Raw genomic sequence first — 13,496 nt, 5'->3', positions numbered from 1 at the left:
ATTGCACTACTATTATGTTCAGAGAAGGCGTTTTTGCCGTTTTTTGCATAATAAAAGTCTGATCCCCCCTTTTTACTTTGCAAAAAGACCTTATACTGATATCACCCGTTGTTAACGGGACGTTAGCTCTTAGTCAGAGATACTTAACCATCTTGCCGTATGATTAGGAGGTTCCATGAACGATAAAAAAGCCGTGATCCAGACTCATCCGGTTATCGGATGGGATATCAGTACCGTCGACAGTTACGACGCCATGATGCTGCGCCTGCATTATCTGCAGGATCAGTCCCAGTCTCCCGAACATGCAGAAGTGGATAAAACTATGTGGCTGACGACCGATGTCGCCCGCCAGTTGATTGACATACTTCAGGCCGGTATCGATAAAATTGAGTCCGGCGAATATTATAATCAGTCAGACAATATCAGACACTGACACGCAAAGACTGCACAAGAGGGACACCATTTGGTGTCCTTTGTGTTTTCTGCGGTAAAAAAAAAGACCACCCGGAGGTGGTCAGAGGTATTGCATTACGACTTATTATAATTGTTGGATGATGGGTTGAGGCAGACAGTGTTATCAGGCTGCGGAAATCCGTTCCACTTTCGCCGGCAATCCCTGCCGTACAGACGCTCCGGTTACCCAGTCCAGCCAGGTGTTAGCCACCTGACGGGTCGGATCAGCGAAGCCGAGGTCGTTGATATTAATACCGGACGCGATGCGTTTATCCATCGCCAGCGCTTCGCCGTCAAGATAGTGCTGACGCGCACCCATTTCGTGATGTCCGTAACCGTGTTCAATCGCCACCACACCCGGCATCACACCGGTCAGCAGGCTGATCTGCGCTTCGACACTGCCGCCCGGCGTGGTGATACGCACCAGATCCCCGTGCTGCACGCCGAACTTCTCGCCGTCCGCCGGGTTGATCGCCACCAGGTTTGACGGTTTCACATGGTGCAGACGCTCAATCATGGTGGTTGAACTGCTCATCACATGGGATTTAAAGGACATCAGTTTCAGCGGCCAGCTTTCCGCCGGATAGACACGGTCAATATCACTGCCGTCAGACAGGCGCGGCGGATAATAGGCCGGACACCCGCTGAAACGCTCGCCGGTGATGGCATGGCGGTTCTGCGCCACTTCCGCGTTCCAGATCTGCAGCGGCTGTTTCCACTGCGGCCCGGTTTTCTCCCCGTCCCAGCCTTTTTCATACGGCGCAAAACGGCCGCCGCGGCTGAAGAGATAAGCAACACGGCTGATTTCCTCTGCTTTCAGCACCTGCTGCATGGCAGGCATGATGCGATCCACCCCGGACAGGCGGATATCCGCCTCTTTGGCTTCCGGCCCCGGTTTCTCGCCCATAAAGGCGGTATTGGCCGCCACACGCAGATAGTAATCCTCCGCCGTATTCAGCGGATAAGTGTTACCGTCATTGTCCGCGATAGCATTGTCACCAAATCCCGGCAGGTTCAGGGCTTTCGCCACCGCAATACAGAAGGATTCCATCGCTACCGGCTGGCCATCCGCTGTTTTTGCCACACGGGGCTCAACAACCGGCCAGCGGGCAGTGGTGGCTTTGGTCTGCACACCGGACCACGGCGCACTGAATCCCCAGCTTTCAAAGTTGTGGGTATCCGGCACAATGTAATCCGCCAGCGCGGTGGTTTCATTCATAAAGGCATCGATACCGATAATCAGCGGCAGATGCGCCGGGTCTTTCAGTTTCTCTTCCATCACCTGACGGATCCCCGCAATGCCGTACAGCGGGTTGGTCATATTGGTGATCCAGGCTTTCAGCTTGTGCGGATACCCTTCCAGTGCAGAGCCGAGCTGTTCGGTCAACTGACCGGCTGCCAGCGGATACCACGGTGCTTTGGCCGGATACGGGTTCTGACCGGCGGAAACCTTGTTTTTGTATTCATCGGATTTTTCATAGACCGACTTACTGCGCGCCAGGTTCATGCCTTTCGGCTTCACTTTGCCCGGGAAGCTGTCCATTTTGTAGCACGGCCCGTCATTAGCGCCGTTAAACTTGCCGCCGCCGACAGACACGCCGCCTTTCAGGTTCATGTTACCGATCAGCGCATTCAGCATGATCACCGCCCAGGCGTTATAGAATCCGTTACCGGACATCATCCCGCCGTGCGAAATGACCGCCGCCTGACGGCCGTATGAGGTCAGTGTTTTCGCCAGTGCGGCAATCGTTTCTTCCGGCACACCACAGCGGGCGCTGTATTCTGCCGGGGTAAAACGTTGTGCGGATTCTTTCAGCAGCAGGAAACTGCTCTTCAGATTCACCATGGTGCCGTCTGCCAGCGTGACCGGCTGGCTGACTTCAAGTACCGCACGGTCACAATTGTCCGCCGGAACCAGCTCACCCTGCTCTGTCAGTACCATATACACCGGCTCTTCGGATGTTTGTCCGCTCAGGGCTTCGGCTGTCAGATGCTGACCGGCCAGCGGATGCGCATCATCGGTGATGACAAGATGAGCCGCGTTTGTCCAGCTGCTCTCACCGGCACGCTTCATGGAGGCTTCCCCCGGAACGGCGAGATACTCCGCGTTATAGCGGTTATTCTCAATCATCCAGCGGATCATACCCATGACCAGCGCGGAATCGGTGCCCGGTGTGATTGGGATCCAGTGTCCGTGGTCATTGGCAAGCGTAGTGGTCAGCGGCAGTGCCGGTGAAACCACCGCATAGTTAAAGCTGTCGCGGATCCGCGCATTGGCCAGCTGACGCCCCTGGCGTTTGAACGGGTTACCGGACTGCGCCGGAGAGGTGCCGAGGAACAGGGCAAACTTCACATAATCCCAGTCCGGTTTGACGTGGGCGTTTTTGTCCAGGTCGTTCATCAGCGCACCGGAGCCGGCGCGATAGGCCAGTCCGCAATAAGCGCCGTGTGCGCCGAAGTTTTTGCTGCCGAAGGCATTCTGGGCAAAACGGCGGATAAAGGTATCGCGCCCGTCATCCCCGGCGTTGGTCACCAGTAACTGGTTTGCCACCGGGCCGAGTGCAGGCTGTGCCGGGTCAATCAGCGTATCGAGGTCACGGATAGCACGCAGCCCGTCCACATGACCTTCGCCGAACAGATCACCGCCTTCCGTCACTTCTTTTATCAGCTGTTCAAAGCTGATGCGCTGCCATTTACCTTCGCCGCGTTTACCGGCGCGCTTCATCGGCTCCAGGATACGCAGCGGGCTGTGCAGCCCTTCCATCAGTGTCGCACCACGGGCACAGGCGGTGGAACGTCCTTCCAGGCCGCTTTCGCCGCCCATGTTTTTCAGGGCTTCCGCCAGCGGCGTGTTATAGGCGATGTGGTGGTCGTGAGAGAGCGGATGATACGGGTTACCGGCAATGCGGATCACCTGATTGGTTTCGCGGTCAACACGGGCACGGATCCCGCACTGCGTCCAGCAGCCGAAGCACTGGGTCATCGATACCGCCTGTGCGTTTTCCGCCTGCCAGCCTTTCAGGGCATTCCCTTCCGGGATCAGCGAGTTACCGTTAATGCGGTGCAGAGTCACTTTACCGGAAGTACCGTTCATCAGCCCGTCGACGGCGCGTTTCGCCACATCGCGGTAACTGTAACCGAACGCTGCCAGTCCGCCGATCGCCAAACCTGCTTTTAACCACTGACGTCTTGTTGACTTAGCCATGTTGTACACCCCCGTCCTGCGCGACTTTCTGTTGATTCTGTACTTTGTTATTAACCCAGCGGATACCTTCACGGAATATAATCACCAGAGCTATCCATAAACCGATCGTGCCGATAATGGCCTGAATACCATCCGTGCCCATCGGCAGGCTGTACGGATTGTGCATGACATTGTATTTCGGCAGCGTCTGTACCTGCATCAGCAGCAGCCAGCGCAGCGACCAGGTCAGGAACAGTGTCAGCAGCGCATGAACGGTGATATACGCGACTGAGCCACGGCGGGTCAGCAGACGGACCGCCAGCACCATCAGCGCAATCCACAGAACGATTTCACCCATCGCCAGTGTCCACCCGGTTGTGCCGAAACGGAGCTGTGCGCGGATAGCGGCACCGGAAATGGTGTCACCGGCGATCCAGAAGCCCATGCATACCGCCAGCAGCAGTAAGGAAACCACCTGTAAACGCGCCAGTTGTGCCTGATACTGCGGCTCACGGCGGGCACCCAGCATCATCAGGGCAGGCAGTGCCTGTAATGCACTGAAAAAGAGCAGCACCGGGATCCAGTAACTGAACCAGATCGGATGCGCACGCACCACTGAAACCTCACGGCCGGTATACAGCAGCAGGCCGATGGCGAATGCGGCACTGCCGAGTGCCACCCAGCGGGTCAGTTTAAATTGCTTATACCAGATTTTGTCCGCCACCAGCGCCAGGAAATAGAGACCGATACAGCCGGTAAACGCCGGCAGGAACAGAGCGCCCCACGGCATCCACGACCACGGCGTCGGATAAGCATAGAAATGCCAGACACGGGCGGTCTGATGCAGATCCGCTGTCAGTGCCATCGGCGCGGCGATCCCGAGGGTGATGCTGATAAAGACCGCGAGCATCTCGAGGCGGGCATCCCGTTTGTCTCCCCGCCAGCGCTGCCAGCAGGCGTACAGGGCTGCACAGGCGGCGATCCCTATCATAAAGAAGTATTGCACCGCCCACGGCAGCCAGGTGATTTCCTGCGGCCGGGCCAGCACTTCCTGAATTAACATCGTTTGTTCAGTCATCAGTGGATCTCCTGCCATAATGCGGGCTGTCCGCGGTTTTCCAGCGGATGGACGAAAGCCTCATCCAGTCCCAGATAGAACACCTGCGGCAGTGTGCCGTTTTCCGGTTTCAGCACTTTAATCGCGGCTTCATGCTCCCTGAGCATTTTGCTGATGGTGCCGGACGGATCTTTCAGGTCACCGATAATACGTGCGCCGCCGACACAGGATTCCACACAGGCCGGTAACAGCCCCGCTTCCAGACGGTGGGCGCAGAAGGTGCACTTATCTGCGGTCTGTGTGCTGTGGTTAATAAAGCGGGCATCGTACGGACAGGCCTGCACACAATAGGCGCAGCCGACACAGCGGGTGTTATCCACCACCACAATGCCGTCTTCGCGCTGGAAAGTGGCCTGCACCGGACATACCGGCACACACGGCGGATTATCACAATGGTTGCACAGACGCGGCAGAAGCACGTTGGTGGTCGCCTCTTCATTGCGGATCTGAATCTGATACTGGCTGACACTGGTGCGGAACTGCCCCTGCGGGCTCTGGTTTTCAACTGAACAGCTGACGGTACAGGACTGACAGCCGACACAGCGGCGTAAATCAATCAGCATACCGTAGCGCTTTGACGGGTCGCCTTCACGGCGGGTCGGCGAAAAATGCAGACCTGCCTCCGCCATCGGAACCAGGGCCGTACCTGCTGTCAGGACGCCCAGGTTTTGCAGAAATTTTCGTTTGCCAAGATCCATACTGCTCTCCGGTGTATTTGGAACTTCATTGCTCGTCGTATTCAAACTCAACCAAAAAGGAATAAACATGTTGTTGAGTAAAGGGATATGTCATTATGGGGATTGTAAAAATTGCCGGAGACTCCCCCTATTGTGGTTAACCACATAACGGGGAATACATTGATCTAAAACAACAGATTTTTCTCAGAAAACGGACACAGGACGCACTGACCCGGGGACACATGCAGATAGCCGCACGCACAGGTTTGCTGACCGCACTGTTATTTTTCACCTCTTTTTCATTTGCCGCACAGTGGACCATCGGTGTGCTGGCACTGCGGGGGGATGCACCGACACGTCATTACTGGGAGCCGCTGACAGAGCAGCTCAACCGCGCCCTGCCCGGTGAACACTTCACCCTGCTGCCGCTGACGCTGGATCAGATGCGGGAAGCGCTGCACAATAATGAGATACAGTTTGTCCTCACCAATCCGGCACAATTTATCCAGCTGGACAGCAACTTTCCCCTGCGCTGGCTGGTTTCCCTGCGTTCGGCTTATGAGCCGGATAACGCCACCCGTAATGTGATCGGCAGTGTATTACTGGTGCGCAAAGAGAGCCCTTATCAGACTCCGGCGGATCTGACCGGTAAAAAAGTCGGGGCGGTCGCGCCCGATGCCTTCGGCGGCTATTTATTAGGCTATAAAGCCTTGCGTGATGCGGGTATCGACCCGCCGCGTGATTACCATCTTCAGTTCTCCGGTTTTCCGGCCGATGCCCTGCTTTATCTGCTGCGGGATAAGGCAATTTCCGGTGCGATTGTTCCGGCCTGCCTGATTGAATCCATGGATAAAGAGGGACTCATTCACCAGGATGATTTCCGGCCGCTTCTCGGACGGGACAGCACCATTCCCTGCTGGACCAGCAGCGAGCTATACCCGAACTGGTCATTTGCGGCGGGCAGCGGTGTACCGGACGAACTGGCGGATGAAGTCACCCGGGTGCTGCTTAACAGCCACGGCGAAAAAACCATGCGCTGGGGTGCGCCGTCATCCACCCGCCAGGTGGAAAATCTGCTGAGGGAAGTCAATCAGCACCCGCAGCAGCGGCAGTTCTGGCAGGAGATTATCAGCTGGAGCCGGAAAAACAGCTGGCTGTTAGGCTCGGTTGCCCTGGTTTTTCTGCTTCTCGGTATCAATCATGTGTGGATTGCTTTCCGGGTGCGCCGCCGCACCCGCCAGCTGGAAGCCGCCCATTCACAGTTACAGCGCCAGCAGCAGGATCTGGAAAAAGCCCAGCAACTGAGTGTGCTTGGGGAGATGGCCTCCGGTTTTGCGCATGAGCTGAATCAGCCGCTGTCCGCTATCCGCCATTACGCCCAGGGCTCGCAAATCCGGCTGGAGCGGGAAGATCCCGCACATCCGCTGCTGCCGGTCATGTCGCAGATTGACAGCCAGGCCGAACGCGGTGCCAGTATTATCCGCAACCTGCGGCTGTGGGCGGGAAACAGCCCGTCCTCCCCGGAAGGTGCACCTGTGCCGCAGAATGTGGCGGCGGTACCGGAACTGGTCTGGAAACTGCTGCGGGTTACAGAACGATATCCTTCTGCAGTTTTATATAACACCGTTGCTCATGATGCCGTATTACACTTACCGCCGGCACTGCTGGATCAGGTGCTTTCCAACCTGTTCAGTAACAGTTTGCAGGCCGGGGCGGACTGCATCCGTGTGATGCATCACCACACCCCCGGCGGACAGATTCTGGTGGTGCAGGATAACGGCGGCGGGATGGATGAAACACAGCTGACGCAACCTTTTGCCCCGTTCCGCTCCACCCGGGCCGAAGGACTCGGGCTCGGGCTGGTGATCTGCCAGCGCCTGATGCGCGGCCAGGGTGGTGATATTCATATGGAAAATTGTTCCGGCCCGGACGAACAGCCCGGCTTATGTGTTACCCTTATCTTCAGTGAACCGACAAAGGAATCCCCATGCCCGTGATCCACCTGGTTGATGATGATGTTGCTGTGACACAGGCGTGTCAGTTTTTGCTGGAGAGCCTCGGCTATGAGGTGTGTGTCTGGAATGACAGCCGGACATTTGTTGCACAGGCACCGCTGCACACTTACGGTATTGTGTTACTGGATATGCGCATGCCGCATTTTGACGGCTGCCGTGTGCATCAGATCCTTCAGGAGCGGCACAGCACGCTGGCGGTGATATTCCTGACCGGCCACGGCGACCTGCCGATGGCGGTTGAACAGATGAAACTCGGTGCGGTGGATTTTCTGCAGAAACCGGTGGCCACACAACCGTTGCAGGCAGCACTGACCCGCGCCGCCGCGGTAACCGGCAAAGCCGTGGCCTGTGCCCGAATCCGTGACCGTTTTCAGACTCTGACGCCGAAAGAGCGTCAGATCGCCGGTTTTGTCGCACAAGGACTGATGAACCGGGAAATCGCTGATATTGCCCATGTTGCGGTAAGAACCGTCGAAGTGCACCGCGCCAAAGTGATGGAAAAAATGGCGGCGGGCAGCCTCGCGGAGCTGGTCACGCAGCTCAACAGCATTACGGACGCTGAAAACAGCACCGCAGAGCACTAACATCTGCAACCGATACCACGTATAATTTAGTGTTATATCATTTACATGAACCCGCATCTACTGATGCTTTAAACAATAACGATGTCTGACTATGATTACAGCTCCTGAATTTCAACGCTCGTTTCTGCATCCCCGCTACTGGCTGACCTGGCTTGGCCTGGGTGTACTGTATGTGCTGGTGTTGCTGCCGTATCCGGTGATTTACCGGCTGGGCACCCGTCTGGGTCGTCTGTCCATGCGTTTTCTCAAACGCCGCGCGGAGATTGCTGACCGCAATCTGCAGTTGTGCTTTCCGGATATGCCGGAAGAAAAGCGCAAAGCGATGGTGGTGGCAAATTTTGAATCCGTCGGCATGGGGCTGTTTGAAACCGGCATGGCCTGGTTCTGGCCGGACTGGCGGGTAAAACGCTGGTTTAAGGTGGAAGGCCGCGAACATATTCAGAAAGTACAGGCATCCGGACAAGGTATTATCGTGATAGGCATCCATTTCCTGACCCTGGAACTGGGCGCACGGATTTTCGGTATGCTCAATCCAGGCATCGGGGTTTACCGTCCGAACGATAACCCGGTGATGGACTGGATGCAGACCACCGGTCGTTTGCGATCCAACAAATCCATGCTCGACCGCAAGGATGTCAAAGGGATGATCCGCGCCCTGCGTGACGGACAGATTTTGTGGTATGCACCGGATCACGATTACGGCCCGCGCAAAAGTGTGTTCGCACCGCTGTTTGCCGTGGAGAAAGCCGCCACCACCACCGGTACGTCTATTCTGGTCAAAGCCGGTCGTGCAGCACTGATCCCGTTCACACCGCGCCGTCTGCCGGACGGAAAAGGCTATGAACTGCTGATCCAGCCCCCTGCGGACGGTTTTCCGGAAGATGATGATGTGGCTGCCGCAACCTTTATGAACCATGTTGTGGAAAAAGAAATTTTACGCGCCCCGGAACAATATATGTGGCTGCATCGGCGCTTCAAAACACGGCCGGAAGGTGAACCGTCCCTCTATCATGACCGGGACAAAGTCCATTAAAAAAGGAATTAAATTACTACCCTGATGCAGAACAAAGCCCCCAACCGTAACTGGAAACGAAATCTTTATGTTGTGTGGTTCGGCTGTTTTCTGACCGGCGCCGCCTTCAGCCTGATCATGCCCTTTCTGCCGCTCTATGTGGAAGAGCTCGGGGTGACAGACCATGAGGAACTCAATCTGTGGACGGGGGCGGCATTCAGTATTACCTTCCTGTTTTCCGCCATCGCTGCCCCTTTCTGGGGCAAACTCTCTGACCGCAAAGGCCGTAAGCTGATGCTGCTGCGCTCCGCGCTCGGTATGGCGATTGTCATGCTGCTGATGGGCTTTGCACAGAATGTCTGGCAATTGCTGTTCCTGCGCGCCCTGCTGGGGCTGCTGGGCGGCTTTGTGCCGAATGCCAATGCCCTGATTGCCACTCAGGTACCGGTCAAACGCACCGGCTGGGCGCTGGGCACACTCTCCACCGGCGCTGTCAGTGGTGCACTTATCGGTCCGCTTATCGGCGGTTTTCTGGCGGATCACACCGGACTGCGTCCCGTCTTCTATATCACTGCCAGCGTTTTGTTTATCTGCTTTTTTGTGACACTGTTTTTTGTCCGCGAAAACTTCACGCCGGTGTCACGCAAAGATGCGCTCAACACAAAGCAGGTTTTTGCGGCGATAAAAAATCCGCGCCTGGTGATCTGCCTGTTTTTCACCACCATGTGTATTCAGATTGCGGCGGGCTCGGTCAGCCCGGTTATCACCCTGTATATCCGCGAGCTGGGCGGACATACTGAAAACCTGGCGTTTATCAGCGGGTTAATTGCTTCTGTGCCGGGGCTGGCCGCGCTGATCAGCGCCCCGCGCCTCGGAAAACTGAGTGACCGGATAGGGCCGGATAAGGTACTGATCGCCATGCTGGCAGTGTCTGTGTTTGTTATTCTGACGATGGCCTGGGTCACCCATTACTGGCAGCTGGGTGTCCTGCGTTTTCTGCTCGGCGCCGTCAATGCCGCTCTGCTGCCCGCCGTCCAGACCCTGATTATTTATCATATCACCCATGAAATTGCCGGACGGATTTTCAGCTATAACCAGGCACTGCGCGACGCCGGTAATGTTACAGGACCGTTAATGGGCGCCTGGGTGGCTGCGCATTTCGGCTTCGCATCTGTCTTTTATTTCACCGCTGCGGTTGTACTGTTTAATCTGTTTTATTCGTGGTGGTGCATAAAATCGCAGAGCGCCCCGAAAATTAAACCGGCCGATATCGGGTAGATATCGCCGGTTTTCATCCGGTTACTTTTGGCTGTCAGCAATTTGTTACTGAAATTTCATCTTTCCGTTATGAGTCAACTTTAACTGGTTGATTTAAAATAATTTTGCAAATATACGTAAGCCTCATAATCCACATCTTCTGTCAATAGACCTCATCACATTTTGTATAAATAAGTCTTGTGAAATGAGATTTTTGTCGACATTTCATCTAAAAAATGGTTTATAAAATAGAAAACGTGCTTTAAGTGAATACGATTCACGATAAGTGTGTTAATAATACTTTAATAAGACAGGATGTTTATTGATACACAAAAGTATCATTTTGTTAACAGGAACTGTTTATCCTTACCATTTTCAGGCTTATTCTCCGGAATAAACCTTTGGGAAATTACAGATGCAATCAACAACAAACAAAAAACGTACTTTCTTCGGGCACCCTTACCCGCTCAGCTCGCTGTTCTTTACCGAGATGTGGGAACGCTTCTCCTTCTACGGTATCCGTCCGTTACTGATCCTGTTTATGGCAGCCACCGTCTATGAAGGCGGGATGGATATTCCGCGTGAACAGGCTTCCGCTATCGTCGGTATTTTTGCCGGTGCGATTTACCTGACCTCCCTGCCGGGCGGCTGGCTGGCGGATAACTGGCTCGGGCAGCGCATGGCGGTCTGGTACGGCTCAATCATTATTGCACTCGGTCACCTCTCGATTGCCCTGTCGGCAATCTGGTCACCAAAGCTGTTCTTTGTCGGTCTGCTGTTTATCGTTATCGGTACCGGGTTATTTAAAACCTGTGTGACGGTCATGGTCGGTACGCTGTACAAACAGGACGATACACGCCGTGACGGCGGTTTTTCCCTGTTCTACATGGGGATTAACATGGGCTCCTTTATCGCGCCGCTGGCGACCGGCTGGTTAGTCCCTAACTTCGGCTGGCACTGGGGCTTCGGTATCGGTGGTCTGGGGATGTTAGTGGCCCTGCTGGTGTTCCGCTTCTACGCGGTACCGCTGATGCGTCAGTATGACGGTGAAGTGGGTCTGGACTCCAGCTGGGATCGCCCGACTGTCGCGCGCAAAAATGTCGGTAAGTGGGTTGGCCTGGCGGCTGTGGTTATCGCCGCTGTCACTGTCCTGATCGCCTCCGGCGTTATCCCGTTCAACCCGATGCTGGTTGCCACCAACATGGTTTACCTCATCTCCGGGATGGTTATTCTCTACTTCATCTACCTGTTTGTGTTTGCCGGTCTGGAAAGCAGTGAACGCATCCGGTTATTTGTCTGTTTTATTCTGTTAGTCACCGCCGCCCTGTTCTGGTCTGCGTTTGAACAGAAACCGACGTCATTCAACCTGTTTGCGAAAGATTACACTGATCGTAACCTGTTCGGTTTTGAAATCCCGACCGTCTGGTTCCAGTCCATCAACGCCCTGTTTATCATTATACTGGCCCCGGTGTTCAGCTGGTTATGGCCTGCCCTGGCGCGCCGTAATATGAACCTGAGCAGTATCACCAAGTTTATGTTCGGTGTCCTGTTCGCTGCGGGTGGTTTTGCAGTGATGATGATGGCGTCCGAGCGCGTGATTGAAACCAGCGCCGGTGTCTCCCCGATGTGGCTGACCTTCAGTATCCTGCTGCTGACCCTGGGTGAGCTGTGCTTAAGCCCGATTGGTCTGGCGACCATGACACTGCTGGCACCGATGAAAATGCGCGGCCAGGTGATGGGTCTGTGGTTCTGTGCCAGTGCGCTGGGTAACCTTGCAGCCGGTATCATGGGCGGTAATGTCCGTCCGGATCAGCTGATGAACCTGCCGGGCTTCTTCTCACACGTTTCTGTTGCCCTGCTTATCTGTGCCGCAGTGCTGTGTGTGCTGATTGTGCCGGTACGCAAAATGCTGCAAAGCGCAGACAACAAATCTGCCTGATTGAAATAATGTACAAAAGCAAAAAGGGTGAGCTCCGGCTCACCCTTTTTTTATGCGCAGGCTGGCCGGTGTATCGCCGTAAAAGCGGCGGAAAGCACTGGTCAGGGAAGATTGAGTACTGTAACCACAGCGCAGGGCAATTTCCGGCAGTGTCAGCGGAGTATGGCAGATAAGATGATGTGCCCGGCGCAGACGTATTTCAGTCAGAAAAACCGCCGGGGTTTTACCGGTGGCCGTCAGCAGACGGCGCTGAAGAGTACTGGCCGATAGTGCACAGCATGACGCCATTTCACTGACCGTCCACGGGTAATCAGGACGCGCGGTCAGCTGTTGTGTCAGAGTATGCAGCCAGCGCCTGTCCTGCCCGTCCGGCTGCAGTTGCGCCGCAAGCTGCTCTGCCAGCAGAATACGCGCACTTTCCGGATGCTGTTTAATCATCTGCGGATAACTGATAAGCCAGTCTACATAAGCACGGGTGGCATCCGGCAGCACAGACCACAGAGAATCAGGGGAAGTGAAGAAGAGGCTGTCCGCAGGCAGTTCAAGTACCACCTGGCGGTTATGGCCGGTGCCGCAGAAACGGTGGTGATACCCCGGCGGGATCGCCGCCATCCGTCCCTGCTCCACCGAACCGCTGTCGCTGCCGACAGTCAGTTCCATTGCGCCGCTGCCGCCCAACACCAGTTGCCACATGTCATCATGACTGTGCTCCAGGGTTTCCTGCCGGTAGGTACGTAATGAGATAACAGGTCGTTTCATGGAATACCCCCTGAGAGTACGGAAAACGACAGGCGGCGGGGTGTTACATCAGGCGGTGACCGGCAGGTACCGGCAGGGAAAACTCCGCGAGAACGATATCCCCGTCCGCATTAGCGGCACCGGTGATCAGCACTTCCGATTTCACACCGGCCACCCGTTTCGGGGCAAAATTACACACACATAATACCTGACGCCCGGTTAATTCTTCCGGTTTATATAATGCGGTAACCTGTGCGCTGGAGGTTTTCACACCGTACTCCCCAAAATCCACAGTAAAGATATAAGCGGGTTTGCGGGCTTTCGGGTTAAGCTCTGCGGTCAGTACCACACCGACACGCAATTCCACTTTTTCAAAATCGGCCCATTCAATTTCTGCTGATGTCATCGGTCTCTCCGGCTGCTGTACAACGGTTAATCAGGGTAATATTCCGCATCATTATACCGGTGATCAGACACCGCCGCTGTTGCCGGACAGTCAGATTTTATCGCCGGACAGGCA

The 13,496-nt window shown here is 55.3% G+C and carries 11 protein-coding genes; 6 read left to right on the top strand and 5 right to left on the bottom strand.

What is annotated here, in order from left to right; all coding sequences use genetic code 11:
- Positions 1 to 175: 175 nt before the first annotated feature.
- Positions 176 to 433 carry a biofilm formation regulator BssS gene (gene bssS, locus HMPREF3119_RS13930; RefSeq protein WP_024473889.1) on the top strand — a complete coding sequence of 86 codons (258 nt, stop codon included), beginning with the start codon at positions 176 to 178 and terminating at the stop codon, positions 431 to 433.
- 144 nt (positions 434 to 577) lie between these two features.
- Here the strand turns inward: bssS and ttrA are convergent, their stop codons facing one another.
- From ttrA to ttrB, 3 genes are read right to left on the bottom strand one after another with little or no spacing between them, the layout of a single operon-like run.
- Positions 578 to 3,658 carry a tetrathionate reductase subunit TtrA gene (ttrA, locus tag HMPREF3119_RS13925; protein WP_070580052.1) on the bottom strand — a complete coding sequence of 1,027 codons (3,081 nt, stop codon included), beginning with the start codon at positions 3,656 to 3,658 and terminating at the stop codon, positions 578 to 580.
- Positions 3,651 to 4,715: a tetrathionate reductase subunit TtrC gene (ttrC, locus tag HMPREF3119_RS13920; protein ID WP_070580051.1), complete on the bottom strand. Its 1,065-nt coding sequence runs from the start codon at positions 4,713 to 4,715 to the stop codon at positions 3,651 to 3,653. Before ttrC ends, ttrA begins: the two co-directional genes overlap by 8 nt.
- Entirely contained in the window at positions 4,715 to 5,452 is a 738-nt protein-coding gene (ttrB, locus tag HMPREF3119_RS13915; protein WP_004236883.1) for a tetrathionate reductase subunit TtrB, read from the bottom strand. Before ttrB ends, ttrC begins: the two co-directional genes overlap by 1 nt.
- Before the next feature lie 221 nt (positions 5,453 to 5,673).
- On the opposite strand from ttrB, the gene ttrS reads away from it, so the two are divergent.
- The 5 genes from ttrS (at position 5,674) to HMPREF3119_RS13890 (ending at position 12,238) form a co-directional block, all read left to right on the top strand.
- Positions 5,674 to 7,428, top strand: a complete 1,755-nt coding sequence (ttrS, locus tag HMPREF3119_RS13910; protein ID WP_070580049.1) for a tetrathionate respiration histidine kinase TtrS — start codon at positions 5,674 to 5,676, stop codon at positions 7,426 to 7,428.
- Positions 7,419 to 8,030 (top strand): tetrathionate respiration response regulator TtrR, encoded by a 612-nt coding sequence (gene ttrR, locus HMPREF3119_RS13905; protein ID WP_070580047.1) that lies wholly within the window; start codon positions 7,419 to 7,421, stop codon positions 8,028 to 8,030. Before ttrS ends, ttrR begins: the two co-directional genes overlap by 10 nt.
- 91 nt (positions 8,031 to 8,121) lie before the next feature.
- Positions 8,122 to 9,063, top strand: coding sequence for a Kdo(2)-lipid IV(A) acyltransferase (locus tag HMPREF3119_RS13900; protein ID WP_004236886.1), 942 nt, complete (start codon positions 8,122 to 8,124; stop codon positions 9,061 to 9,063).
- Between the two features lie 24 nt (positions 9,064 to 9,087).
- Complete coding sequence (gene mdtG / locus HMPREF3119_RS13895; protein ID WP_070580045.1) at positions 9,088 to 10,320, top strand: multidrug efflux MFS transporter MdtG; 1,233 nt, start codon at positions 9,088 to 9,090, stop codon at positions 10,318 to 10,320.
- Positions 10,321 to 10,714: 394 nt separating this feature from the next.
- A complete protein-coding gene (locus HMPREF3119_RS13890) occupies positions 10,715 to 12,238 on the top strand; it encodes a peptide MFS transporter (protein WP_004236888.1) in 1,524 nt (507 codons plus the stop codon).
- Positions 12,239 to 12,277: 39 nt separating this feature from the next.
- Here the strand turns inward: HMPREF3119_RS13890 and HMPREF3119_RS13885 are convergent, their stop codons facing one another.
- Together HMPREF3119_RS13885 and HMPREF3119_RS13880 are read right to left on the bottom strand one after the other, a co-directional pair.
- Entirely contained in the window at positions 12,278 to 12,997 is a 720-nt protein-coding gene (locus tag HMPREF3119_RS13885; protein WP_070580044.1) for a helix-turn-helix domain-containing protein, read from the bottom strand.
- A gap of 43 nt (positions 12,998 to 13,040) precedes the next feature.
- Entirely contained in the window at positions 13,041 to 13,382 is a 342-nt protein-coding gene (locus HMPREF3119_RS13880; RefSeq protein WP_032098577.1) for a tRNA-binding protein, read from the bottom strand.
- Positions 13,383 to 13,496 lie beyond the last annotated feature (114 nt).

Source organism: Morganella sp. HMSC11D09 (assembly GCF_001807955.1).
Lineage (GTDB): Bacteria > Pseudomonadota > Gammaproteobacteria > Enterobacterales > Enterobacteriaceae > Morganella > Morganella morganii.
Note: the sequence above shows the minus strand (reverse complement) of the source record. Positions and strands in the feature narration are given on the sequence as shown.